Below are 24,903 nucleotides of genomic sequence, written 5' to 3' on the forward strand. Positions count from 1 at the left end.
GCCGCAATGGCCTTTCCGTCCGCCCGGAGAGGCCTGTCCGAAAAACGGCGGAATGGTGACAGCGGGTGAGACGGCACCGGAAGGAACGATCCACGCACCGACGACGCGGCGCGGGCGGCAGGCCCAGCGGGCCGCGAGGGCCAGGCCCCACAGGTGGACGGCGCCGTCCGGCCCCGCGTGACGCGTGGATCTCGTCCTCAGAGGGGTCGGCGGGATCGGTGCGGAGCGCACGTCGGCACCGGCTCCCGTTCCCGGCACCGTCCGGCAGGGCCCCGGCAGTGCCTGGGCACCAGATCCCTCCGGGGAAGTTGATCCTTCGGACCCTGTTTGACGCCTTCGGTGGTCGGAGACCATGAGCGACGCCGTCGCGGCTCGATCAAGCTCGATCGCGCCCGAAGCCGACCGGCTCCCGATTCTTCCGGAAGGACCTCATGCGCACCCTCACGCTCGCCGGAGCCACCGCTGCGACCGGCGTCACCCTGGCCCTCCTCACCACGCCGGGCGCCGCGTCCGCAGGCACCGCATCCGCGGCCAGTGCATCCGCCGCCGCCAGCGTGGACGGCGCCCCCGCCGTCTCGGCCGCGGCCTCCCTGAAGAGGGACTCCATCAAGTGCGGCAAGGGCCGGGGTGGCGACCGGAAGGTGAACTTCAGTTACAAGCCGAGCTCCTACTCCACCACGATCTACTTCAACAACCACTGCGCCAAGGGGAAGAGGATCCCCGCGACGGTGAAGTCCTGGGCGTGGTCCAGCACCGGGAAGATCTACATGTACAGGTGCATGACCACCAACGGTCAGACCGATGGGAGGAAGAAGTTCAACACCGGCAAGTGGACGTTCATGGACATCTACGGCAAGAGCGAGCACTGCAAATGAGCCGGCCGGTGGCGCTTCGTACAGACATGTGCGTCTTCTTGATGGTTTGATCGAGGGTGTGTTGATCGAGCCGGGTTCGGGAGCGCTGATGGATCCGCAGGAGGCCGCCGCCGATCCGGAACGCGGGCGCGCGTTCTACCGGGAGGCCATCGATTCCGGGGACGCCGACCGGGCGGCGGAGGCGACGTTCCTGATGGGCGCGCTCGAACGCAACGTCGGCCGGACCGACGCGGCACGGGACTGGTTCGAACGGGCGATCGCGACCGGGCACGCCGAGGTCGCGCCCAAGGCGTGGGTCAACCTCGCGGTGCTGGAGGCGGTGGCCGGGCGGGTCGAGCGGGCGCGGGCCGCGTTCGGCCGGGCGATCGACAGCGGGCATCCCCGGCACGCCCCGCAGGCGATGTTCAACGGCGCGATCCTCGAAAGCCGCCGGGGCGACCTGGAACGGGCGCGCGACCTGTACCGGCGGGCGATCGACGGCGGGGACGTCGAGCACTCCCGGAAGGCTCTGATCAACCTCGCCGACCTCGAATCCGAGCAGGGGCGGGCCGGTGTCGCGCGGGAGCTGTACGAGCGGGCGTTGACGTGCGGCGACGCCGAGACGGAGGAACGGGCGCGGACCGGGCTGCGCAACCTCGGCCAGAGCTACTTCCGGAGTCCCCCGCCGTACCGCGGGGCCGACCCGGCGGTGCTGCGGGGGCGGCTGGGAGTCGATCCCGACGACGTCACCCACGCCGGTTGGGCCACGGGGCGCAGGCCCGGCTACGGGTCGGGGTACCTGGAGTACTGGACGCGGGACGACGAGACGCACATCCTGTTCGTGGATCTTCGGGAGCCGGACGACTTCCACGTCTACATGTACTTCAAGGAGCGTTTCGGTCTCGCCTGACGTCGCGACCGGCGGGGAGCCGTGGTTCCACCTCCCCCAGTGCGCGCTGGGCGCGGTGGACCGTCGACGGCGCAGGTCGCAGGTGAACGCTTCGTGATCGTTATGAGGGCGGGTTCCCGGCGTCCCGGACGGGCGGTACGTTCTTCGGGGAACGGTGGATTGAGGGTGGAAGTTGACGGCTGTCATCGAGGGACCCGGCTGGTCGGCGCGGGGGTTGGACCAGCGTTCCGGGCGTTATCCCCTCGCGGTCGAGGGACCCGTTCTGCGGGCGGTGGACGTGTTGGTCCCCGGGGTCTCGACGGTGACGTGGTTCGTTCGCTACTACGCGCTGTACGCGGCGCTCGGCGCGCACGCGGAACGCCACGGGCTCGGCGCGGAGGCGTGCCGGAACCTGCTGAGACGGTCCGAGGTCGTCATGGCCGGGGTGTCGGAGCTGTTCGACCAGGGGGTCGTGGCGCACGGCGCGGACCGGGTGCGGCCGTGGCTGGATGACGTTCTGGACGTCGCGGGCGCGGCCGCTTCCTATTCGCCCCGGGCCTGGGGGTTCTGGGAGCGGTACGGCGGGCCGGGACAGGTGCTCGGGAGCGTCGCCGTGGAGGACGGGGCGTTGCGGCCGGGGCGGCACTCGTGCCCGGAGGAGGTGCGGGGGCTGTTCGCGCCGCTGTTCGAGGCGGCCGGGCGCGACCGGCTGGACTTCGGGGAGCTGGAGGGGCTGGAGCCGCTGGCGCTGTCGGGCGCCGAGCGTCCCGAGAACCCCTGGATGCGGGACCTGTTCACCGCGACCCGGCGCGGGCGGCACGACCCCGGCGTGTGGGAGGCCGACGACCTGCGGCGGCGCGGCGCGATGCGGATGGTGCTGCGGTCCCTGGTGCTGAACGGCGGCCGGGGCGACGGCGAGAGCTGGGAGGACGTCGTCCGCTCGGTGGTGGCGTTCGGGAACCGCGCCGCGACCGATCCGGTGCTGGCGTCGATCCGCGAGGTGCCGGACTGGCGCGGGGTGCTGCTGCGGCACTACTCGGTCGGCGCGTGGCGGCGGCTGTGGGCGGCGCTGGCCGCCACGATCGGACGGGACGGCGAGGACGCCGACCGGAGCCACCGGGAGCTGCGGGACTGGCTGGCCGACCGGATGCCGGACCAGACGGTGCGGGCGTTCCTGGACGAGCTTCCGGCGACGATGGTCGGCGGGCATCCAGCCCCCATCGAACGGGCCGTGCTGACCGTCGGGGACGCCGACGACCCGCTGACGAACGTCCGGCTGCTGCTGGTCGGCGGGCGGCGCGGCGCGGAGCTGGAGGGCGGGACGCGCGCGGCGTTCCTGGGCGCGCGGCACGACATCCTCAACCCCGAATGGGTGCGGCTGCGCACCGAGGACTTCCTGGACCGGCCGCTGCGGGAGCTGGCGGCCGGGCTGGTGGACGACATGCTGGCGCAGGCGCGGCGGGTCGCGCTGGCGGGGATGGCGCCGGACCCCTCGGGACGGCTGCGGGTGTTCTCGCAGGTCCACGAGCGGAACGGGCGGTACTACCGGGCCGGCGACGAGGGAACGGCGGAGCCGGAGCCGCGGATCGGGCGGCTGGCGTCGTTCGCCCGTCAGCTCGGGCTGGTCGACGAGGGCGGGGCGGTGCTCCCGCTCGGCGCGGAGCTGCTGGGGGTGGGCGCGTGACCGGCTGGGAGTTCACTTCGCCGTTGGCGCTGCTGAACGAGTGGCGCGACCGGGAGGACGGGGCGGACCTGCACGAGTTCCTGCTGCTCGGGTCCGCCGTGGACCTGCCGTTCCTGGAGAGGGTGGCGGTGCCGGCGGCGCGGGCGATGGGCGCGCGGATCACCGTCGTCGGGGACGCGGCGCGGGGCCGCTACGAACCGGTGGACGTGCGGATGGCGGGACGCGCCTACTTCCACGGGCTGGCGGCGTGCGCGGGGGCGTTCCACCCGAAGGTGGCGCTGCTGGTCGGCGAACGCGACATCGTCGCGGCCGTCGGCTCCGGGGACCCGACCATGGCTGGGTGGGGTCACGACGACGAGCTGTGGACGGTGCTGCGCGGCACGCGCGAGACGGTCCCGGCGGCGTTGGCGCAGCTCGGCGAGTGGTTGCAGATGCTTCCCGCCGGGGTGGCGGTGCCGGAGTACGTGGACGCGCTGCTCCAGGAGATCGCCGCGCCGCTGGAGGGCGCGCGGCCGGCCGGCGGCGACGTGCGGCTGCTGCACAACCTGGACGAGGGGCTGCTCGGGCAGGTGCCGGGCGGGCCCGTCGACGAGCTGTGCCTGTACGCGCCGTCCGTCGACGCGGGCGGGGACGCGCTCGCCGAGATCGTGGCGCACTTCGATCCGGCGCGGGTCGTGATCGGCCTCCAGGAGCGCTGGACCGGCTATGACGGGGACGCGCTCGCGCTGGTCCTCGACGGGCGCGACGCCGAGATCCGGCTGCTGGCCGAGGACGTCCCCCGGCACGGGAAGCTGGTGGAGTGGGCGAGGGACGGGCGTCGCTGGGCGCTCACCGGCAGCGCCGACCTCACCGGCGAGGCGCTGCTGCGTTCCCTCGGCGAGGGCGGCCACTGCGAGCTGGCGGTGCTGTCGCCGGTCGGGACGTCCCTGATGCCCGAGGGCACCGCGTGCCCACCGGACCGGATGGCCGGGCGGCGCACGATCCGCGAGGTCGAGCCGCGGCGCGGCCCGTCGGTGCTGGGCGCGCTGGTCGGCGCGCGGGGCGTGCGGATCACCCTGGCGCGGCCGTACGACGTCGAGGTCGCCGTGGAGGCGTCGCCGGACGGGTCGCCGGGCTCGTGGACGGCGGCCGGGACCGTTCCGGCCGGGGAGACGGTCGCGGTGTTCGCCGTTCCCGGACCGGCGGGCGCGGTCGTCCGGGTCCGCGCCGACCTCGGGGCCGGGGCGGAGGTGTCGCCGCCGGTGTTCGCGGCCGATCCCGGCCGGTGCGGGCGGTGGGCCGACGACGAGCGGCCCCGGCTGCGCGTCCCCTACACCGAGCAGGAGATCCTCACCGGTGAGCAGGGGCGGCGGTTCCGCCACGACCTGCTGCGGCTGGCCGAGCGGCTCACCGCCCTGCGGACGGCCGGGACGGAGACCGCGCGCGACGCGAACGTCCAGGACCGCTACGCCGCCTGGCTGGAGGACCACGAGCGCGCCATCGGCGCCCCGCTGACCGGCGCGTTGTTCGGCCACCGGGTGGACGCCCCGTTCGGGCCGCGCTGGGGACCGGGCGAGGGGGTAGCGCTCGACGAGCCGGTGGCCGGAGAGGAGGCCGTTCCCGCCCCCCTGCCCGCCGGCGAACGCGAGGAATGGCGCGGATGGACCTCCCGCGCGGTCGGGGCCGTCGCGCCGGAGGGGGCCGCTCCCCCGCTGCCGGTGCGGATGCTGGTGGCGCGGCTGTTCGTGCGGCTGCTCGGGCACGGCGTGTGGACGCCGGACGACCCGTCGTGGCGGGAGGACCTGGCGCGGCTGCTGCGGCGGCTGCCGCCCGAGGACGCCGACGGCGTTCCCGAGGAGGCGTCGCAGCACGTCAACGCGCTCATCGCCGTGTGCATGGGCCTGCTGAACAGCGGCGCGCCGCCGACCGGGGACGCGCCGGAGGACCTGCCGGCCGCCGCCGCGTGGGAGCGGGTGCGGCCGCTGGTCGCCGACGCCGACCCCGCCCTGGCCGGGGACCTGCTGATCCCGCCGGTCCTGCCGCACGCGCGCGTGCTGAGCCGCAGCGAACTGGAGGGACTGGTGCAACTGGCGCACGACGACGACCCGGTCGCGCACATCGCCGCCGAGCTGGCCGACAACGGCTGGGAGCTGGAGGAGGACGAGGGCGTCCACCGGGTCCGCGGGTCGTTCACCAACCCGGTGCCGATCGCGGCGCGCGTCGCCACGCTGCTCGGCGAGCACCGCGACATCGCGCTGGTGCAGGCGGTGTCGGGCGGACGGTGGGCGTTCGTGGCGTGGCGGCGGCCCGACCTGCTGCTGGCCAGCGCCCCGATGGGCAACGCCTGGCGGCTCTACCGGCTCACCGGGCTGGCCACCCCCGAGTCGCGGCTCGGCAGCGGCGACGGCATGAACAACATCGGCCTGGTCGGCCGTCCGATCCGCCTCGGCCAGGTCCCGCCGGACACCGCCCAGCGCCTCCTCAAGGACGCGGGCACCGACCACCTGGAGCTGCTGGAACGCCTCACCTCGGCGATCTGACCGCCGCCGTCGCCGGGTGAGCGCGGCGGTGGGCCCCGCCGGTGCGGGGCCCACCGTGCCGCCCGGCCGGGTGGGCGCCCGGGCGGGGCCGTGGCCGGGTCATTCGCCGAAGTGACGGACCACGCGCTCGTTGGGGACGCAGTGGGTCATCTTCAGGCCGGCGACGTCGCGCGGGCCGTTCTTGCCGAGGTTGGCCAGGCGCTGGCGGTCCTCGTCGGTGAGGTCCTGGCTCTGCAGCGGCTTGAGGTGCTTGACGTCGTCGGGGGCGATGCCCAGGCCGTCGCCGACGCGCAGGCCGAGGTCGTCCTCGACCAGCAGGAAGTGCCACACCATCCGCTCCTGGATGGGACGGTCGCACTGCTTGAGGTTGGTGACCAGGTTGTTGACCAGGTCGTCGCGCTCCCAGTCCTCCATGAGCAGGTAGCGCTGGCCCGCCTGCTTGTAGTCGTTGGTGCGCGGGATGCGCTTGCGGGTCACGCGGCCCTCGATGAGCGGGCCCTGCTCGTCGTGCGTGGGGTACTGCGCCTCGCGCAGACCGCCGTTGATGGACGGCTCGTAGTTGACGTGCGGGTTCTCGCCCCGCCCGTCCACGTGGTACGTCATCTGGCCGTCGCGCAGGTTGGTGCGGACGTCGGTGCTCTTGGCCTGGTTGACCGGGAGCTGGAGGTAGTTCGGGCCGACGCGGTAGCGCTGGGTGTCGCTGTAGGAGAACGTCCGGCCGACCAGCATCTTGTCGTCGGAGAAGTCCAGGCCGTCCACCAGCACGCCGGTGCCGAACGAGATCTGCTCGTTCTCGGCGAAGACGTTGTCGACGTTGCGGTCCAGGACCATGCGGCCGACGGGCTGGGGCGGGAAGTCGTTCTCCGGCCAGACCTTGGTGTCGTCGAGCGGGTCGAAGTCCAGCTCGGGATGCTCCTCGTCGCTCATCATCTGGACGACCAGCTCCCACTCGGGGTGGTCGCCGCGTTCGATGGCCTCGTGCAGGTCCTTGCTGGCGTGGCCGAGGTCGTGGGCCTGGATCGCGGCGGCGTCGGCCTCGGTCAGGCTCTTGACACCCTGCTTGGGGATCCAGTGGTACTTCACCAGGACGGTCTCACCGGACTCGTTGACCCACTTGTAGGTGTTGACCCCGAAACCCTGCATGTGCCGGTAGTCGGCGGGGATGCCGCGCGGGCTGAACAGGTTGACGAGCATGTGCATCGCCTCGGGCGTCTGCGACATGAAGTCGAAGATCCGGTTGGGGTCCTGGCGGAACGTCACCGGGTCCGGCTTCAGGGCGTGGATCACGTCGGGGAACTTGATGGCGTCGCGGATGAAGAACACCGCGAGGTTGTTGCCGACCAGGTCCCAGTTGCCGTCCTCGGTGTAGAACTTCACGGCGAACCCGCGCGGGTCCCGCGCCGCCTCCGAGGAGTCCCGCCCGCCGATCACCGTGGAGAAGCGCAGGGCCAGCGGGGTGCGCTTGCCCTCCTCCTGGAACAGCTTGGCGCGCGTGTAACGGGAGATCGGCTCGTCGCCCCACTTCCCGTACGCCTCGAAGTAGCCGTAGGCGGTGAAGCCGCGGGCGTGGACGACGCGTTCGGGGATGCGTTCGCGGTCGAAATGGCTGATCTTCTCCAGGAAGTGGTAGTTCTCCAGGGTCGCGGGACCGCGCGCGCCCACGGTCCGCTGGTTCTGGTTGTCGTAGATGGGGTGGCCCTGGCGGTTGGTGAGGACGTCACGACGGTCGTCCGGCCGCGGTCCCTGGGATGAGACGTCGGTCATGGCGGGGATCTCCTCTTGGTCCATGGGAGGGTGGCCCTACCCCGCCGCGGGATCCCCATGCGCCGGGAAGGTCATCGTTCCGCCAAATCGGAGAAGCTCCGCGAAACGGGAGGTCACCGGCCTTTCCGCTGCTTTTCCGATCCGTTCTCGGTGATCGGGAATCGCGGGGCCCCGCTTTTGTGACGTTTTCCTCCCGTGCACGGTCGGTGTGATGCATCCTACGGTAAGTGACCGCCCGACGCGCGGCGCCGTTCCCCCGTTGCAAGGACGTGATCGATGCCCGCACCCGCCGCACCCGCGTCCGCCTCTCCCCTGGAACGGGCGCTGCTGGCCTGGCTGGTCGCCGTGATCGCCATCGGCGGCGGCTGGCTGGGCGCGGTCGTGCTCGCCGACCCGGGGCTCAAGCGCCTCGTCGCCGGGGGCGGCGGGGCGTTCGCGCTGGCGGTCGCGCTGGCCGTGGCCGTCGCCGCCTACCACGCGACGGCCGCCCGCAACGCCCGGACCGCGCTGGCGGCGTTCGCGAGCGGCGGGGACCGCCTCGAACACCGCCTGTTCGAGGTGTGCGACCGGACGCTGCCCGCGCTGGCCGCCCGCGTCCGCGACGGCGCGCCCGCCGACACCGTCCTCGCCGAGCTGCCCCCGCCGTCCGACGAGTCCCTCCGGCACCTGCTGATGGTCGTCGCCCACGAGCTCGCCGACGCGCGGCGCACCGCGACCGCCGCCCGCGCCACGGCCGCCTCCGTCGAGGACGACCTGGCGCACCTGCTGGAGGTGACGCTGCCCGCGATGGCCGAACGCGTCCGCGCCGACTGCGCCTCCCCCGGCACCCTGCGGGAGCTCTTCGAACCCCCGGCCACCGGGGCCGTCGCCCGCCTCCAGGAGGCCGTCGCGGCGGAGCTGGCCCGCACGCAGGAGAGGGGGACGGCGACGACGCTGGCGTGCGCGGAGGGGGCCGCGCGGCTCCAGGCGCAGGCGGCCGGGCTGCTGGCGGTGCTCAGCGAGCTGGAACACCGCTACGACGAGCAGGCGGTCTTCGGGGACCTGCTGGACGTCGACCACCGCGTCTCGCAGATGGGGCGCGTGGCCGACACCGTCGCGATCCTGGCCGGAGGGAGGCCGGGGCGCCGCTGGACCGCCCCCATCCCCATGGAGAGCGTGCTGCGCGGCGCGATGGGCCGCATCGCGGACTACCGGCGCATCCGCCCCCACGCCACGGGGACCTGCGCGGTCGCGGCCCACGCCGCCGAGGCCGTCATGCACGCCCTGGCCGAGCTGCTGGACAACGCGACGGCGTTCGCCCCGCGGGACACCGACGTGCACGTCTACGTCGAGGAGGAGGACGCCGGGGTGGTCGTCACGATCGAGGACGGCGGCCCCGGCATGTCCCCCCGCGAACGCGCCCGCGCCGAACGCCTCATCGCCGACCCCGACCTGACCGCGACGTCCGGCACCCGCCTGGGCCTGCCGGTGGTGGGCCGCCTGGCCCGCCGCCACGGCCTGCGCGTGGGCTTCCGCCCGTCGGCGCGCGGCGGCGTGGGCGTGGTGATGCTGATCCCCCTCGACCTGGTCACCCGCCCCCTCTCCCCGCCGGACCAGGCTCCCGCGCTCCCGCTGGAGGCCCCACGGCGGGAACAGCCGGCCCTCCCCCAGCGCCGCCGGACCGAGGGCATGGCGGCCGTCCCCCCGGAGACCCCGGCCACACCGCCGGAGAACGACCCGGAAGCGGCGGCGGCCCGCCTGACGGCGTTCCACAAGGCCACCCCACCCATCGACCACGACACCCCCACCCACACCACCCCCCTCCCGCAAGGCGCCGTTCCCCTCAACGACGCCACACCCCCACAAGGCACGGCCCTCCCACGCGGCGCCGCGTCCTCCAACCACGGCTCCCCTCCCAACGACGCCACGCCAGCGCAGAACGTGGCCCTGCCGCACGGCGTCGCCACCCCGGAGGAGGCCGCGTCTGCGCAGGAAGCCGCATCCTCCGGCCATGGCTCCCCCGCATGCACCGATCCCCTCCCGCGCGACGCCTCCGCGGAGGAGGCCGCGTCTGCGCGGGAAGCGGTGTCCCCCGGTCGTGATCCTTCCGTGCGTACCGGTCCTCTCCCTCAGGACGCCACGTCCCCGCAAGGTGCGGCTCTGTCGGGTGATGTCGCTTCTCCGGATGAGGGGGCGCCCGGGCGGGGAGGCGCGTCTTCCGGTCGTGGTTCTTCCGCAGGTGCTCCTTCGCGTGACGGCGTCTTTCCTCGCGGTGTCGGGTTCGTGCGGGGTGGGGGTTCTGATGTGGGGTTCTCGTTCGGGTGGGGGGTTGTCGGGCCTGAGGAGGCCGCTCCCCGGCGGGTCTCGGGTGAGCCCGGGGACCGCAGGGTCGCCGGGAGGCGGGACGAGGCCGGGGACGGTGGCGCGGGGTCGTGAACGGGGGCGGAGCACCGGATGTCAGGGATAGCGGGAAGGAGGCCGGGGCCGCGGTTCGGCCGGGGCCCGGGACCATCATGAGCAGCCAGGACGAGGGGCTCGCCCATCTGCTGGAGGCGTTCCAGGCGGAGGCGGCGGGGGCGCGGCACGTGCTCGCGCTGTCCAGGGACGGGTTGAAGATCTGCCGGTCCCCGGGGCTGGACGCCGACCGGGCCGACCAGCTCGCGGCCATCGCCTCGGGGATCCAGAGCCTCGCGGTCAGCGCCTCGGCCGAGTTCGGCCGGGGGATCGGGGCGGGGCAGGCGCTGGTGGAGTTCCCCGGCGGGATGCTGCTGGTCGTCCCGGCGGGGGACGGCGCGAACCTGGCGGTCGTGGCCGACGCGGACGCCGACGTCGGCCGGGTCGTCCACGCCATGAACGACCTCGTCGCCCGGCTCGGCGCGCGGCTGTCGGCCGCCCCGCGGCGGACATGAGGACCGCCGGGCCGGAACGGCTGTACGTCGTCACCCGCGGGCGCCGCGACCCCGGCGGCCCCGAACTGGACCTGATGACGCTGGTCGAGGCGGCCGACACCGCCGCGCCGCCGGGCGCGCCGTCGGAGTATCCGCGCATCCTGCGGCTGTGCCGGCGGCCGGTCGCCGTCGCGGAGATCGCGGCGCATCTGGGGTTCCCGGTCAGCGTGGTCCGGGTGCTGCTGCGGGACCTGCTCGCGGCCGGGCTGGCCGTCGCCCGTCCCCCGGCCTCCGGGCCGGCGGGAACGACCGACATGGAGACGTTGGAGCAGGTGCTCGTTGGACTTCGGAATCTGTAAGCCGGTGAAGCTGTACGGCCTGGCCGCCGACCCCGTCGAGGTGTACCGCACGCTGCGGGAACGCCACGGCCCGGTCGTCCCGGTGCTGCTGGACGGCGACGTCCCCGCGTGGCTGGTGCTCGGGTACCGGGAGGTGTGCCGGGTCGCCGGGGACGCGCGGACGTTCGCGCGGGACTGCCGCCGGTGGAACGCCTGGGACCGCGTCCCCGAGGACTGGCCGCTGATGCCGCACGTGGGGTGGACCCCGTCGGTGGTGTTCGCGGAGGGCGCCGAGCACCGGCGGCGGTCGGGCGCGCTCGGCGAGGCGCTGGACGGGGTGCGCCGCCCGGAGATGGCGCTGGCGTGCCGCCGGATCGCCGACGGGCTGATCGACGGGTTCGCCGCCGACGGGCGGGCCGACCTGGTCGACGGGTACGCGCGGCCGATGTCGCTGCTGGCGGTGGCGTGGCTGCTGGGGCTGCCGGACGAGGACGTCCCGGAGCTGGCGGAGGAGATCGACGCCGCGCGGAACGTGACGGGCGCCGTCGACTCCTGCAAGGACGCCCACCGGCGCATGCACGCCCGGATGCAGCGGCTCGTCGGCGAACGCCGGTACCGGGCGCGGGACGACGTGCCGTCGAGGCTGCTGGCCCATCCGGCGGGGCTGACCGACGAGGAGGCGGCGCTCGACCTGCTGGCGCTGCTGGTCTCCGCGCACCGGCCGACGGCCGACTGGATCGCGAGCGCGCTGCGGGTGGTGCTGGCGGGCGGCGCGTTCGCCGGGGAGCCGCGCGGCGACGGCGACGCGCTGCGCGAGGCGCTGTGGGAGGACACGCCCGTGCAGGGCGTGATCGGGCGGTGGGCGGTGCACGACTGCGTGCTCGGCGACCGCCGGATCCACCGCGGCGACCTGCTGGTCCTCGGGCTGGGCGCGGCGAACGCCGACCCGCACGCCCAGCCCGACGGCGCCGCCCCGAACCGCGCCCACCTGTCGTTCGGCCACGGCGAGCACGGCTGTCCTCCCCCGGCCCCGGAGCTCGCCGAGGTGGTCGCGCGGGCGGCGGTCGCGGCGCTGCCGGACCGGCTCGCGGACGTGCGGCTCGCGGTGCCGGCGGCGGACCTGGAATGGCGGGCGTCGCCGTGGACGCGGGGGCCGGCGGCGTTGCCGGTGGAGTTCACCCCGGAATGTTGATCATGGTTTCCGGGGTCGGGAAAAGTGATTTCGGCCACCCCGGCCCTCCATTAAGATCAAAATTTGTGAACGGGTGATCCCCTGCGGAGCGGGCGTTTCCGCCAACCGGTCTAGACCATTTTGGTATTGGGGGCGGGTCATCCGGGAAGATCTCTGTCTCACACTTTCGCCGACCGCCGCCCCACCCGGGCGGCGGCCCTCGGCGACGGCCCGACAGGAGGACAGCGACACCATGAGCACCCCTCTGGCCAACCCCCGCCGCACCAGGCTCGTCGCCTGGCCGTCGAAGCAGGGTGCGGAGGAGCAGAAGCACGAGCAGGCGACGACGACCGCCGCCGACTCCTCCTCGACCACGGCGACGGAGCAAGCCACCGCCGCCCGCTGACGGAGAGACCCGCGGGAGAACGCCGCCCGGCCGCGCGCCGAGGCGGCGTTCCGCGTGCCGGGCCCGGAATGTCGGCGACGCCCGTTAGGTTGCGACGCGATCCGACGAGTGAGGGGAACGGCATGGGCGCCTGGGGAATGGGACCGTTCGACAACGACTCGGCCCTGGACTTTCTCGGTGACCTGTCCGATCGGGGCGGGGATGTCACCGAGGGGCTGCGGGACGGGATGGCCGCGGTCGTGAACGCCCGCGAGTACCTCGACTCCGACGACATGGAGGGGGCCATCGCCGCCGCGTGCCTGGTCGCCGCGCGGATCGAGCCGGGCGTGCTGGACGATCCCAACGGCCGCGAGTATCTGGAGACGCTGGCGTTCACCGTGGACGCCGGGATGCGGGAGCTGGCGGGGAAGGTGTTCGCGCGGGCCTTCGAGCCGGGCGACAACGAGTGGTACGCCCTGTGGGACGACGGCGGCGCGATTCCCAAGGTCAGGGACGCGGTCGCGCCGTACCGCGGGGTGCTGTAGCGCCCGGGAAAACGGGATGCCGGGGCCGCCCCGCGGTGCGACGATCGCGTCCATGGACGTCTCGGTGCAGTGGGTGCGGACCTCATGGACCAAGCGGTCGCGGGGCGCGCCGGGAGCGGTGCGCCGCAACGCCTGCCCGCTCGCGTTCCCCCTTCCCGACGCGCCGCAGCCGTTCCTGCACGGCGTCACGATGACCGAGTGGGAGGACTTCCGGCCACGCTTCCGGTCCTCCGGGGAGCTTCCGCCCACCCGGTGGGTGACGTTCGGGGAACGGGACGGGCTGCTGGTGGTGGGCTTTCCCGGGGTCACCGGTTCCCGGCCGCGGTGGCGGTCGCTGCCGCTGCGCCGTCGCCAGACCCTGCGGCTGCGGACCACGTGGGCGGAGAGCGTGAGCTACTACAACCCCACGCGGATCTACCACCACGACACCTTCAACATCGCCTACGGTCCCGTCTCGGCCGAGGTGTTCCTGCGCCCGCCGTCCCGCGAGGTGGACCTGCGTCCCGGCAGGCCCGCGTCGCGTTAGGTTGCTCCCGGTGACGTGTGACGAGGGGGGACCTGTGGGGCCGTTCGACAACGACTCGGCGCTGGATCTGCTCGACGAGCTGGACGAGGACCCGGACGAGGCCGTGGCGCGGCTGCGGGCGGTCATGGGCCGGGTGCTGGACGGGCGGGCCGGCGAGTCGGCCATGGACCGGGCCGTGGCCGCCGCGTGCCTGGTCGCCGCGCGGGTCGAGCCGGGCGTGACCGACAGCCCCGACGCCGCGGAGCTCCTGGAACGGGTGCCGTTCGCCGTGGACGAGGAGCTGCGGGGCCTGGCCGGGCGGGTGTTCGCGCGGGCGTTCGCCGCCGGGGACGACGAGTGGCGCGCGCAGTGGGAGGCGGTCGGGGCGCTCCCGGACGTCGAGGCCGGTCTCGCGCCCTACCGGAGGGTCCTGTGAGCGGCTTCCACGGCCGATCTTCCGGCCGTTAGAGTGCGGTGCCCGTTGTGCACCCCTCCGGAGGGAAACCGTCCATGGCATTCCGTACGTTCCTCAAGTCGCTCGGCGCCAACGCCCCGAGCGTGGAGACCGTGATCGCCAACCGCGCCGTGCGTCCCGGGGACCGCCTCCAGACCCACGTGACCGTCAAGGGCGGCGGGGCCGACGTCCGGATCGACCGGCTGGTGCTGGAGCTGGTCACGCGCGCCGAGGACCGCGAGGGCGACGAGACGGGCTGGAACCGGCCGGTGGCGTTCGCCGAGCGGCACTTCGGGCCGTTCGAGCTGCGGGCCGGGGAGACCCTCGCCCACGGGATCGACTTCGACGTGCCGTGGGAGACGCCGCTGACGTACGTGCTGGGGCGTCCGCTGCGGGGCGGGCGGGTCGCCGTCCGCACCACCCTGGAGATCGACAACGCGGTGGACCGGGGCGACTTCGACGAGATCGCCGTGCACGCGCTGCCCGCGCAGGACGTGTTCGTCGAGGCGTACCGGCGGCTCGGCTTCCGGCTCGACGAGGCTGAGGTGAAGATGGGTGTCGTGCAGGGCGGCGACAACCAGACGATGCCGTTCTGGCAGGAGATCGAGTTCTACTTCCCCGACCACTACCGGCGTCCCCAGGGCGAACAGCTGGAGACTGGGTTCTTCGCCCGTGCCGACTCGCTCGACGTGTTCCTGGGCTCGACCGGGGCCCACCGGTTCGAGTACGCGGGGCTGACGGTGGAGGCGTGCGAGAAGTGGCTGGACGCGTACTGCCGGGAGGAGTGGCAGATGTGAGCGTCTTCCTGGAGACCGGACGGCTCGTGCTGCGGCGCGTGACCGAGGACGACGCGGACGCGCTGGTGGCGCTGGACGCCGACCCGGAGGTGCGGCGGTTCCTGGACACCGGCGGGCCCGTGCCGCCGGAGGTCGTCCGCGGCGAGGTGCTGCCGCGGATGCTGGCCGCCTACGAACGCCACGGCGGGCTCGGATGGTGGATCGCCGAGGAGAGGACGTCGGGGGCGTTCCTCGGCTGGTTCGAGCTGCGACCGCTGGACCGGCCCGGCGAGGCCGAGCTCGGCTACCGGCTGGCGCGCGCCGCCTGGGGCCGGGGGTACGCGACCGAGGGCGCGCGGGCCGTCGTGGACAAGGGGTTCCGCGAGTTCGGGATCCGGCGGGTCGTGGCGACGACGATGACGGTCAACACCGGGTCGCGGCGCGTGCTGGAGAAGACCGGGCTGCGGTACGTGCGGACGTTCTTCGAGGAGTGGCCCGACCCCGTCGAGGGCGCCGAGCACGGGGACGTGGAGTACGCCCTCACCCGCGAGGAGTGGCTTCACCAGTCCGAGCAGAGCCGGCAGCCGAACTGACCCTCGAACACGTCGTGCTCGGGGCAGCGTTCCAGGTGTCCGGGCGGCGGGGGCGAGGTCCAGTCCCGGCGGTGGGGCGGGCGTTCCATGGGCAGCGGTGTGAGGCCCTCGACCATGGCGCGGAGGTCGCGCAGGTGGGACGGCGCCCGGGCGGGCTCGTAGTCCAGGCGGTCCCAGCCGTGGCGCGCCTCCGCCAGGTCGATGACCCGCAGCAGGAACGCCTTCTCCCGCCGCCAGTCGCCGGTCCAGGGCCACTCGCTCAGGTCGTGGCCCGCGAACCCGCGGCTGTGGCGCTGCCCGTCGGCGAGGTCGACCGCCAGGTTCAGTTCCCACGGCGTCTCGGCGATCGCGCAGGCCGCCAGGGTGAGCACGTCGTAGAACGCGTCCGTGCCGCCGTTGGTCATGGACAGGTCGCCGGCGCCGGAGCCCTCCGCCGTGAACGTGTTGCCCACGGGTCAGCTCGCCGGGTAGCGGTCGCGCCAGTACCGGGTGCGCGGGTGGCGCGGCGAGTACTGGACGGCGAGGTCGTCGGCGAGCGCGGTGATCGTTCCCCGGCCCTCCAGCACGGCCAGCCAGTCGGCGGGCAGCGCCGCGTCGCCGTGCCGCGCGCCCAGGAGGTTCCCGCAGATCGCGCCGGTGGAGTCGCTGTCGCCGCCGTGGGTGACGGCCAGCGACAGGGCGCGGGCGACGTCGTCGGGCTCGGCCAGCGCGCAGTGGACGGCGATGGCCAGGGCCTCCTCGGCGACCCAGCCGCCGCCGAGGCCCTCCACCCTCTCGGCGCTCGGCCTCCCCTCGGCCGCCAGGTCGATCGCCCCGCGCAGCGCCCGGCTGGTCTCCTCGTGCGACGGATGGGCCCGCAGGAGTTCGAGGGCTTGCAGGACCGCGCCGAGCAGCGACTCCCCCGCCATCAGGTGGGCGACGATCGCGGCGAACGCTCCCGACGCCAGGGAGCCGGTGGGGTGCCCGTGGGTCGACAGGGTGCTGCGGGCCGCCAGCTCGAACGCCCGTTCCGGCGTGTGGACCAGCCCGAACGGGGCCGACCGCATCACGCCGCCGCACCCCTTGGAGTCGGGGTTGACCGGCCCCTTCTCGCCGAGGGGCGTGGCCGTTCCGGGGTCGACGCCCGACCTCAGGCCGGTCAGGCAGGCGTTGCCGGGGGCGCGCAGCGCGTACAGGAACCGCTGGTGCCGCAGCCAGCCGGTGCGGACCGGGTCGTCCTCCACGGCGGGGGGCTGCTCGTGGGTCTGGGTGTCGAGCCAGCGCAGGTGGGCGTTGCGGACGAGGTCGACGGTGTCGTCGGCGCCGTGGTCGACGAAGCGGGCGTGCGCGCGGATCAGTCCCTCGGCGGTGAACAGCGTCATCTGGGTGTCGTCGCTGATCAGGGCGGACCGCCCGCCGTTGGCGAGCACCGGCCCGGCCACCCCGCCGGGGCCGTGGACGGCCCGCAGCTGCGCGAGGCCGTGGAACTCGACGGGATAGCCGAGGGCGTCCCCCAGGGCCCCGCCCAGCAGGCACCCGCGCACCCGGGAACGGAACACGGCCTCGCCGACGGCTCCCCACGGCCTCGCGAACTCCACCACGTACGTCTCCTCCCGCGATCGCACGGAAAGTCTAGGTTGACAGGGTGGCGGTCGCCGCCGAGGGTTGTTGATCACTTGCCGTCGCGTCGTCTGGAGCCGCCTTCCATGAACAGGGCCCTTCCGGTTCTCGGTCTCGTCCTCGCGCTGCCGCTCGCGGCCTGCGGGACGGCCGGGGAGCACCGTTCCGCCTCGCCGGTCGCCGCGCAGCGGACGGCCGCGGCCGAGCGCGCCGACAAGTACCGCAACTACGCCGAGCTCTCCCGGCGCGAGAAGGAGGGACGCGACTACCGGCGCGTGCTGCGGAGCCCGCGGAACGCGCGCGTCGCGCACATCGCGGTCCACGGCGGGGGCATCGAGCCGCCGACCACGCAGCTGGCGGACCACGCGGCGGCCCGGCGCGGGGACGCCTACTACTCGTTCGTGGGGCTGAAGAAGCGGGGCAACAGCGCCCTGCACCTCACCTCCACGCGCTTCGACGAGCCCAAGGCGCTGAAGCTGCTGCGGGGCGTGAAGTACACCGTGTCCTGGCACGCCGCCAAGGGCGACCGGGCGGTCACCTACGTGGGCGGGCGCGACACGGCGCTGGCCCGGAAGGTGACGGCGGCGCTGCGCGCGAAGGGCTTCGCGGTCGCCACCCCGCCGGACGGCATCGAGGGCACGCACCCGAAGAACATCGCCAACCGCAACGCCCGCGGCAAGGGCCTCCAGCTGGAGATCAGCACGGCGCAGCGCAAGCGGTTCTTCCGCGACGGACGGCTGGACGCGGAGTGGATCAACAACCCGCGCAACCGCACCCGCGCGTTCCAGGACTACGTGAAGGCGGTCAACTCGGCCCTCGCGGGGCTGTAGGCGACGACCGGCGACGGGGACCGGCGCCCATGGCAGCGCACACGGCCGACGAAGGGGCCCGGTGGTCCGGCGCGGCCCGGCTGGAGCCGGGGGTGCTGTCGTTCACCGGCCGTCTGGGCGGCACGGCGGCGCACGCCCACGCCGCCGTCCAGATCCTCGCCGTCACCAGCGGCGCCGTGGTCCTGGTCGACCGCGACGGCCAACGGCGGCGGGCGACCGCGGCGGTCATCCCGGCCGCGGTCCGCCACGCCGTCGAGGTCACCGGGCGGGCGTACGGGACGACGCACTACCTGGATCCCGCCGGTCGCGCCGCGTCCGCCGCCACCGCCCGCGTCCGCGCCGCCGGTGACCCGCACCAGGTGTCCTCCTGGGTCGCCGCCGCCCCCTTCCCGGTCGCGCCGGACCCCTCACCGGGCTCCCGGCGGGCCGAACTGCACCCGGCGGTGGCCGCGCTGGTGAACTCGGCGTCGCCTCCCCCGGCGGGCCCGCCGCCCCTGGACGCGGTCCCGTCGCTGACCGAGGCGGCCGCAGCGGTGGGGCTGTCGGCCACCCGGTTGCGGCACCTGTTCACCGAGCAGCTCGGGCTGCCCTACACCGCCTGGCGGCGCTGGGTCCGCCTCCAGCGCGCCATGGCCGCCGTGCAGCGGGGCGCGACCCTCACCCGGGCCGCGCACGAGGCCGGGTTCACCGACAGCGCCCACCTCACCCGCGTGTGCCGGGCCATGTTCGGCATCACCCCCACCCACGCCCTGCACGCCACCGGATGGCGGGATTTTTCACAGCCCTGACCTACGGCGCTCGCCCGGGGCTCGCACCTGACCAGGTCCTGGCGAGCGCGGCATCGCGCGCTCGCGTGCGTGGCTGGGGCCGCCCTTTGAAACAGGCGCCGGGGCACGGGGCCCGAACGCGGCCGCTCCGTACAAGGCCCGCTCCCCCGGCCGGGGCGAGGCTGGCGGCATGAGCACAACCACGATCACCACCGGCGCGCCCTCGCGGCCGGTGCGGGCCGCCCGCGCGGTGGTGCGCCACGGGTACGCCCCGGCGATGCTGCTGGGCGTCAACGGCGCCGCCATCGCGCTCACCGCCGCCGGAATCACCGACGGGCTCGGCAAGCTGTGGCTGCTGGCATTGCTCGCGGTCGCCGTGGCCGCGTCGTTCGCCGCCGAACGGCTGCTGCCCTACGAACCCGACTGGAACCGTTCGCTGGACGACGGCGGCCGCGACACCGCCCACTCCCTGGTCAACGAGACCCTCGTCCTGGCGAGCGTCGCCGCCATCCCCGTCCTGGCCGCCACGGTGCCGACGGCCGACCGGTGGCCGCACTCCTGGCCGCTGTGGGCCCAGGTGCTGCTGGCGGTCCTGGCCGCCGACGCCGGGATCACCCTGGTCCACTACGCCAGCCACAAGATCGGCGTGCTGTGGCGCTTCCACGCCGTCCACCACAGCGTGAAGCGCTTCTACGGCCTCAACGGCCTGATGAAGCACCCCCTGCACCAGACCGCCGAGATGACCGCCGGGGTCACCCCGCTGCTGCTGGTCGGCCTGCCCGTCCGGGTCGCCTCGGTGCTCGCCCTGGCGGTGGCGGTGCAACTGCTGTTGCAGCACTCCAACGCCGACTACCGCGTCGGCCCGTTCAAACACGTCCTGGCGCTCAACGAGGGACACCGCTTCCACCACCTCAAATGGGCGGGCGTCGGAGACGTCAACTTCGGCCTGTTCACCCTGATCTGGGACCACGCCCTGCGCACCTACTCCTACGACCCGGCCCGCCGCTTCACCTCCGACGACCTGGGCATGGCCGCCAAACCCCACTACCCGGCGCGCTACCTGGCCCAGCTCGCCGAGCCCTTCCGCGCCTCCGGCGCCTGCTCCTCCACCACCGAGGACCCCCGGTAGGGGCACAGCGCGACCGGAAGAATTTTTGCTGCGCCACGCAGATACTTCGGCTATGTTTGCTGCGTTACGCAGATTCTGCGTGACGCAGCATAACCGTCCCCCTTCCGGCCGCCCCTCGGGAGAACCGATGACCGCCACGCCCGACGCCGCCCTCGATCCGTTCGCCGTCACCACCCGCGCGATCACCGAACCCCATCCCGCCCGCGCCGCCCTGCGCGCCGCCGGGCCCATCGTCCGGGTCGAGGCCCCGGCCGGCGGCCCGGCGTGGATCATCACCGACGACGCCCTCGCCCGCGAGGCCCTCGTCCATCCCCGCATCGTCAAGGACCCCGCCCACGCGCCGGCCGGCTGGGACCCGCGCGCCGCCGCGCTCGAACCGACCGCCGCCGCCCAGCCGTCGCTCACCACCACCGACGGCCCGGCGCACACCCGCCTGCGCCGGGCGCACGCCCCGCTCTTCACGGCCCGGCGGATCAACGGCTACACCGAACGCGTCACCGCGCTCGCCCGCGACCTGCTCACCCCCCTCGCCGACACCGGCGGAACGGTCGACCTGGCGGCCGACTTCACCACCCGGTTCCCGCTCACCGTGGTCTGCGACGTGCTCGGCGTACCGCTCGACCGCATCGACCAGGCCATCGCTGCCTGCCGGGGCATGTACAGCAGTGACCCGGGCGAGGTCGGCGCGGCGATGGCCTCCTTCGGGGACCTGGCCGCCGCCGCGCTGGCGGAGGGCCGGCACGGCCTCGCCGTCGAGCTGCGCGACCGGATCCCCGAGGAGTTCACCGAGCCCCAGCTGCACTACCTGCTCTTCACCCTGATCTACGCCGGGCAGCTGACCACCGACCCCGCGCTGGGCTTCCTGCTCGCGCGCGTGCTCGGCACCGGCCCCGCCGCGCGGGACGAGGACGCGGTCGAGGATCTCGTGCGGGACACGCTGCGCAGGCACGCGCCGGCGCCCTTCTCCCTGTGGCGCTTCACCTCCGACGAGATCGACCTCGGCGGCCTGCGGCTGCCCGCGCGCTCGCCCGTCCTCATCGACATCCAGGGCATCAACACCGACCCCGGCCGGCCGACCGGGCCGGACCTCACCTTCGGCGCGGGCCCCCACTACTGCACCGGCGCGCAGCTCGCCCTGCTGGAGCTGGGGGCGGTCGTGAACGTCCTGCGCACCGACTTCCCCCACGCCCGCCTCGCCGTCCCCTACGGCGAACTCCGGCAGACCGACTTCGGCGGCATCCAGGGAAGCAGGCTGACCGCCCTGCCGGTACGGCTGCGCGGCTGAGTCCGCCCCGAAGGCGAGGTCGCTTGCCGACCGTCCGCGCGGCGTCCCGGCGAGCAGGAGATGCCGGTGCCCCGGCGCCCGCGACAGCGCGCTCGTGTGGCCCACGTCACCGGCCGCGGGTGTCACAGCGCGGGAGGCACCGGCATCTTGTGCGTGTGACACGGTCGGGAACCAACGGGCGGGAGCCGGGCATGAGCGAGGGCGATTCCATGGGCGCCGCCACCGAGGCGTTCGTGGCCCACCGCAATCTGCTGTTCACCGTGGCCTACGAGATGCTCGGCTCGGCCGCCGACGCCGAGGACGTCCTCCAGGAGACCTGGTTGCGCTGGGCGGACGTGGACCTGGCCACCGTGCGGGACCAGCGGGCCTACCTGGTGCAGGTCACCACCCGCCAGGCGCTGATGCGGCTGCGGACCCTGGGCCGCCGCAAGGAGTCCTACCTGGGCCCCTGGCTGCCCGAGCCGCTGCTGACCACGCCCGACGTGGCCGAGGACGTGGAGCTGGCCGACAACGTCTCGATGGCGATGCTGCTGGTACTGGAGACCCTCACCCCGACCGAGCGGGCGGTGTTCGTCCTGCGCGAGGTGTTCGACTTCGGCTACGACGAGATCGCCCAGGCCGTCGACAAGAGCCCCGCCGCGGTCCGCCAGATCGCCCACCGGGCTCGCGCCCACGTCGCGGCGCGCCGACCGCGCGAGGCCGTCTCCGCGGCCGACACCCGCGAGGCGCTCACGGCGTTCCAGCGGGCGATCGAAACCGGCGACCTGCGAGAACTGCTCGACAGGCTCGCGCCGGACGTCGTCCTGCTGACCGACGGCGGCGGGGTCGTGCGGGCCGCGCCGGTGCCCATCGTGGGGGCCGACCGCGTGGCCGCCGTGCTGCGCGGACTCGACGCCGCGATGTCGCTGCGACCGGCGCAGGTCAACGGCCACCCGGCGCTGGTCCTGCGGCGCGACGGCAAGGTCGACACGGTCCTGGCGCTGCGCGTGGACGACGGCCTCGTCACCGGGCTCTACGCCGTGCGCAACCCCGAGAAGCTGTCGCACATGGAACGGGAGACCGCCCTGCGCCGCTGAGCGCCTCCCGCGGCTACCGGACGGTCATGGGCGCGAGGCCGAGGTCGGCGAGCGCGGTCCCGCCGGTGGCGGCGTGCTCGCCCCCGGCGAGCACGAGCGTGCGCGCCCACTGGTAGCGGCAGCCGGCCGCGTCGAACGCCTCCGCGGCGGCCAGCAGGCGCGGCAGGTCGCCGTCGAGCAGCGCCTCCGCCCGGTCCACCTGGGCGGTGGCGACCGGGTTCCCGGCGACCGTGGCGCGGGCGGCGTCGATCCGGTCCCGGGCGTCCGGGTGCCCGGCGAGCACCGCCGTCTCCGCGCGGAGCGCCACGTACCAGTGCAGCCAGACCCAGCAGACCCACTTCCACACCCGGTCCGGCTCCGGCGCGACCCGCCCGGCCGCCGCCTCCGCGTCCCCGTGGTGCAGCAGGACCATGGCGTCGAAGATCGCGCCGTAGCCGTGGCGGTGCTCGGGTGTGGTGTCCGCCCGGTCGACGACCGCGAGCCACGACGCCCGGGCTTCGTGGTCGCCGCGGAGGCCGTGGGCCATCGCGACCGCCGCGGCGGCGGCGCCGAGGGCGAGCGACCGCGGGCGGCCGCCGTGCTCCCAGGCGTCGAGGAACCGCACGCCGCCGGCGAGCACCCCGTCGACGTCGCCGCCGAACGCGTCCGCGACCAGCAGCCAGGCCGTGGCGTGGTCGCCCGCCTCGGCCAGCAGCGGATGATCGGCGAGCCGCCCGCCCCACCGGCGGGCCTCCGGCAGCCGGCCCACGCCGAGCGCGGTCGCGGTGGCCACGTTGAGGGCGTCCACCAGCTCGTGCGTGGCGGCGGGGGTGGGCGGCAGCGCGGTCAGCGGGTCGATCCGCAGCCGGGCGGTGGCTGCGGTGTCGAAGGACGCGCCGGTCCAGCTCTGGGCGGCGGAGAGCGCGTCGAGCGCGGCGGACTCCGCCACCGGGTCGCCCACGCGCCGGGCCAGCGCGACCGCCCGTTCGGCGTACTCGACCGACTCCCGGGCGGTCTTGCCGGTGCTTCCCTGGACGGCGCCGAACGCGTCCGCGACCACCGCCGCCTCGGCCAGCGCGACCGCCGCCACGGCCGCCGGGTCACCGCCGGACAGCTCGCGCGCCGTCGCGAGCATGGCGGTCGTCTCCGCCACGGGAGGGACCCGCGTGAACGAGGTCGAGAAGCGGTACGCGACGGTGGCGGCGGTCGCCAGGTCGCGGGCCGTGCCGGCGGCGTCCCCGGCCCGGCGGGCGGCCTCCGCGGCGGCGCGGTGCAGGCGGAACATGTCGTCGCCGAGCCTCCGGCACCCGGCCACCCCGGCGGCGTGCCGCAGCGCGGCGGCGCTCGCGGCGGCGTCACCGGCGAGCGCCGCCGCCTGCTCGTACCGCTGCTGGGCCTCGCCGAGCAGGGTGCGGGTGAAGGCCGGCCCGGCCATCGACAGGGCGAGCCGGTACGCGTCCGCGCGCCGTTCCGGCCGGTCGGCGGCCCAGGCGAGGGCGGCCCGCAGGTCGTCGGCCACCGCGTCGAACCGGCCCCGCCAGTCCGCGCCCCCGGCGCCGGCGAGGGCGGTCGCGGCGGCCAGGCACCAGTCCAGGTGCCGGGAGCGGACGTCCGCCGCCTCGCCCGCGCCGTCGAGGCGTTCGGCGCCGTACTGGCGGATGGTCTCCAGGGCCCGGTACCGGGTGCCCGTCGCGGACGGCGTCACGACGAGCAGGCTCTGCTCGGCGAGCCTGCCCAGCCCGTCCGCGACCGCGACCGGGTCCAGCGGGGCGAACCCGGCCACCTCCGCGGCCGCGTCGGCGGTGAACGGCGCGACGAACGCCGACACCCGCCGCAGCAGCGCCCGGTCCCGCGGGTCCAGCAGGTCGTGGCTCCAGTCCAGCACCGCCCGCACCGACCGGTGCCGGTCGTCGGCGCGGGGCCCGCCGGCGAGGATCCGGAGCTGGTCGGAGAGCCCGGCCGTGAGGCCGTCCAGCCCGAGCGTGGGCAGCCGCGCCGCCGCCAGCTCGATCGCCAGCGCCACGCCGTCGAGCCGTTCGCAGACCGCCGCGACCTGGTCGCGCGCCATCGGGTCCGGCGGCCAGCCGACCGCCTCGGCCCGGTCGACGAACAGGGCCGCGGCCTCCGACTCGTCGCCGCCGGCCCGCGACAGCGGCGGGACCGGGAAGACCCGCTCGAACGGCACCATCAGCCGGGCCCGGCTCGTCGCGAGCACCCGCAGCCGCGGGCAGGCCGCCAGCAGCCGTTCCAGGAACGGCGCCACCCCGTCGCGCACGTGCTCGCAGTTGTCCAGCACCAGCAGCGCCCGGCGGTCCGCCAGCGTCGCCAGCACCGCGTCGTCGATGCCGCGCCCGGGCTGCTCGCCCACGCCCACGGCCGCCGCGACCGCCGCCCCCACCCGTCCCGGATCGGTGACCGGGACCAGGTCGACGAACCACACCCCGTCGGCGAAGTCGGCGGCCGTCTCCTCCGCCACCGCCAGCGCGAGCCGGGTCTTGCCCACCCCGCCCGGGCCGACCGCGGTCACCTGCCGGTGCGCCTTCACCGCCCCGGCCAGCTCCCCGCGTTCCCGCACCCGCCCGACGAACGTCGTCAGCGGCGCCGGGAGGGCGGGCGCCGGGCGCGGCCGCTCGGCACGGGCGGCCTCGGCCGCGCACCGGGACAGCGCCCGCCGGTCCGGCACCTCCAGCTTGCGCAGCAGCGAGGAGACGTGCGACTCGACCGTGCGCACGGAGATGGACAGCCGCGCGGCGATCTCCGCGTTGCTGAGGTGCTCCCCGAGGAGCGCCAACACCTCGGCTTCCCGAGCCGAGACCACCGGACTGGACACCGACCCATTATCCGTGGTGCTCTCCGTGATCCACACGGATGTGGGCCGCGCCCCGGGCGGGAGA

General features: G+C 74.7%; 23 protein-coding genes. 19 read left to right on the top strand and 4 right to left on the bottom strand.

The features are described 5' to 3' along the window. Nucleotides 1–431 precede the first annotated feature (431 nt). From AKI01S_RS50120 to AKI01S_RS00270, 4 genes are all read left to right on the top strand, one after another. Nucleotides 432–875: a hypothetical protein gene (locus AKI01S_RS50120; RefSeq protein ID WP_067810773.1), complete on the top strand. Its 444-nt coding sequence runs from the start codon at nucleotides 432–434 to the stop codon at nucleotides 873–875. 88 nt (nucleotides 876–963) lie between these two features. Then, nucleotides 964–1,764, top strand: a complete 801-nt coding sequence (locus tag AKI01S_RS00260; RefSeq protein ID WP_067810776.1) for a tetratricopeptide repeat protein — start codon at nucleotides 964–966, stop codon at nucleotides 1,762–1,764. 301 nt (nucleotides 1,765–2,065) lie between these two features. Beyond that, nucleotides 2,066–3,427, top strand: a complete 1,362-nt coding sequence (locus tag AKI01S_RS50125) for a hypothetical protein (protein WP_157419553.1) — start codon at nucleotides 2,066–2,068, stop codon at nucleotides 3,425–3,427. Continuing rightward, nucleotides 3,424–5,946 carry a hypothetical protein gene (locus AKI01S_RS00270; RefSeq protein WP_067810788.1) on the top strand — a complete coding sequence of 841 codons (2,523 nt, stop codon included), beginning with the start codon at nucleotides 3,424–3,426 and terminating at the stop codon, nucleotides 5,944–5,946. Before AKI01S_RS50125 ends, AKI01S_RS00270 begins: the two co-directional genes overlap by 4 nt. A gap of 99 nt (nucleotides 5,947–6,045) precedes the next feature. On the opposite strand, the gene AKI01S_RS00275 is transcribed toward AKI01S_RS00270, so the two are convergent. Next, nucleotides 6,046–7,710, bottom strand: a complete 1,665-nt coding sequence (locus AKI01S_RS00275) for a catalase (RefSeq protein ID WP_067810791.1) — start codon at nucleotides 7,708–7,710, stop codon at nucleotides 6,046–6,048. 276 nt (nucleotides 7,711–7,986) lie between these two features. Between AKI01S_RS00275 and AKI01S_RS00280 the strand changes: the two genes are divergently transcribed. The 10 genes from AKI01S_RS00280 to AKI01S_RS00320 all read left to right on the top strand — a co-directional run bounded on the left by AKI01S_RS00280 (nucleotide 7,987) and on the right by AKI01S_RS00320 (nucleotide 15,344). Next, on the top strand, nucleotides 7,987–10,125 hold the full coding sequence (locus AKI01S_RS00280; RefSeq protein ID WP_067810793.1) for an ATP-binding protein: 2,139 nt from the start codon (nucleotides 7,987–7,989) through the stop codon (nucleotides 10,123–10,125). 77 nt (nucleotides 10,126–10,202) lie between these two features. Further along, the gene (locus AKI01S_RS00285) at nucleotides 10,203–10,598 is read left to right on the top strand and encodes a roadblock/LC7 domain-containing protein (protein WP_067810795.1); all 396 of its coding nucleotides are present in this window, start codon (nucleotides 10,203–10,205) and stop codon (nucleotides 10,596–10,598) included. Further along, entirely contained in the window at nucleotides 10,595–10,936 is a 342-nt protein-coding gene (locus AKI01S_RS00290) for a DUF742 domain-containing protein (protein WP_067810799.1), read from the top strand. The genes AKI01S_RS00285 and AKI01S_RS00290 overlap by 4 nt, the downstream gene beginning before the upstream one ends. 4 nt (nucleotides 10,937–10,940) lie before the next feature. Beyond that, nucleotides 10,941–12,107 carry a cytochrome P450 family protein gene (locus AKI01S_RS00295; RefSeq protein ID WP_067810802.1) on the top strand — a complete coding sequence of 389 codons (1,167 nt, stop codon included), beginning with the start codon at nucleotides 10,941–10,943 and terminating at the stop codon, nucleotides 12,105–12,107. Nucleotides 12,108–12,339: 232 nt separating this feature from the next. Further along, nucleotides 12,340–12,492 (top strand): hypothetical protein, encoded by a 153-nt coding sequence (locus tag AKI01S_RS50130; protein ID WP_157419555.1) that lies wholly within the window; start codon nucleotides 12,340–12,342, stop codon nucleotides 12,490–12,492. A gap of 122 nt (nucleotides 12,493–12,614) precedes the next feature. Continuing rightward, complete coding sequence (locus AKI01S_RS00300; RefSeq protein ID WP_169813886.1) at nucleotides 12,615–13,016, top strand: DUF4259 domain-containing protein; 402 nt, start codon at nucleotides 12,615–12,617, stop codon at nucleotides 13,014–13,016. A 52-nt stretch (nucleotides 13,017–13,068) separates the two neighbouring features. Next, a complete protein-coding gene (locus AKI01S_RS00305) occupies nucleotides 13,069–13,542 on the top strand; it encodes a hypothetical protein (RefSeq protein WP_067810807.1) in 474 nt (157 codons plus the stop codon). Nucleotides 13,543–13,552: 10 nt separating this feature from the next. After that, nucleotides 13,553–13,957 (top strand): DUF4259 domain-containing protein, encoded by a 405-nt coding sequence (locus AKI01S_RS00310; protein WP_169813887.1) that lies wholly within the window; start codon nucleotides 13,553–13,555, stop codon nucleotides 13,955–13,957. A 74-nt stretch (nucleotides 13,958–14,031) separates the two neighbouring features. Then, nucleotides 14,032–14,772, top strand: a complete 741-nt coding sequence (locus AKI01S_RS00315) for a sporulation protein (RefSeq protein ID WP_067810813.1) — start codon at nucleotides 14,032–14,034, stop codon at nucleotides 14,770–14,772. Next, nucleotides 14,769–15,344, top strand: a complete 576-nt coding sequence (locus tag AKI01S_RS00320; protein ID WP_067810816.1) for a GNAT family N-acetyltransferase — start codon at nucleotides 14,769–14,771, stop codon at nucleotides 15,342–15,344. Before AKI01S_RS00315 ends, AKI01S_RS00320 begins: the two co-directional genes overlap by 4 nt. On the opposite strand, the gene AKI01S_RS00325 is transcribed toward AKI01S_RS00320, so the two are convergent. Then, complete coding sequence (locus AKI01S_RS00325; RefSeq protein WP_067810818.1) at nucleotides 15,311–15,796, bottom strand: hypothetical protein; 486 nt, start codon at nucleotides 15,794–15,796, stop codon at nucleotides 15,311–15,313. The genes AKI01S_RS00320 and AKI01S_RS00325 overlap by 34 nt on opposite strands. A gap of 3 nt (nucleotides 15,797–15,799) precedes the next feature. Next, a complete protein-coding gene (locus tag AKI01S_RS00330; RefSeq protein WP_067810821.1) occupies nucleotides 15,800–16,924 on the bottom strand; it encodes an ADP-ribosylglycohydrolase family protein in 1,125 nt (374 codons plus the stop codon). A 105-nt stretch (nucleotides 16,925–17,029) separates the two neighbouring features. Here AKI01S_RS00330 and AKI01S_RS00335 point away from each other — a divergent pair, with 105 nt between their 5' ends. The 5 genes from AKI01S_RS00335 (at nucleotide 17,030) to AKI01S_RS00355 (ending at nucleotide 22,030) form a co-directional block, all read left to right on the top strand. Further along, entirely contained in the window at nucleotides 17,030–17,773 is a 744-nt protein-coding gene (locus AKI01S_RS00335) for a poly-gamma-glutamate hydrolase family protein (protein ID WP_067810823.1), read from the top strand. Between the two features lie 29 nt (nucleotides 17,774–17,802). Then, complete coding sequence (locus AKI01S_RS00340; RefSeq protein ID WP_067810826.1) at nucleotides 17,803–18,561, top strand: helix-turn-helix transcriptional regulator; 759 nt, start codon at nucleotides 17,803–17,805, stop codon at nucleotides 18,559–18,561. 169 nt (nucleotides 18,562–18,730) lie between these two features. Beyond that, nucleotides 18,731–19,669, top strand: coding sequence for a sterol desaturase family protein (locus tag AKI01S_RS00345; protein WP_067810829.1), 939 nt, complete (start codon nucleotides 18,731–18,733; stop codon nucleotides 19,667–19,669). 127 nt (nucleotides 19,670–19,796) lie between these two features. Beyond that, complete coding sequence (locus tag AKI01S_RS00350) at nucleotides 19,797–20,954, top strand: cytochrome P450 family protein (RefSeq protein WP_067810832.1); 1,158 nt, start codon at nucleotides 19,797–19,799, stop codon at nucleotides 20,952–20,954. Nucleotides 20,955–21,145: 191 nt separating this feature from the next. Beyond that, nucleotides 21,146–22,030, top strand: a complete 885-nt coding sequence (locus tag AKI01S_RS00355) for an RNA polymerase sigma-70 factor (RefSeq protein ID WP_067810840.1) — start codon at nucleotides 21,146–21,148, stop codon at nucleotides 22,028–22,030. Between the two features lie 13 nt (nucleotides 22,031–22,043). Here the strand turns inward: AKI01S_RS00355 and AKI01S_RS00360 are convergent, their stop codons facing one another. After that, complete coding sequence (locus AKI01S_RS00360) at nucleotides 22,044–24,839, bottom strand: ATP-binding protein (protein WP_067810843.1); 2,796 nt, start codon at nucleotides 24,837–24,839, stop codon at nucleotides 22,044–22,046. Between the last annotated feature and the right edge of the window lie 64 nt (nucleotides 24,840–24,903).

The organism is Actinomadura kijaniata NBRC 14229 (assembly GCF_001552175.1).
Classification (GTDB): domain Bacteria; phylum Actinomycetota; class Actinomycetes; order Streptosporangiales; family Streptosporangiaceae; genus Spirillospora; species Spirillospora kijaniata.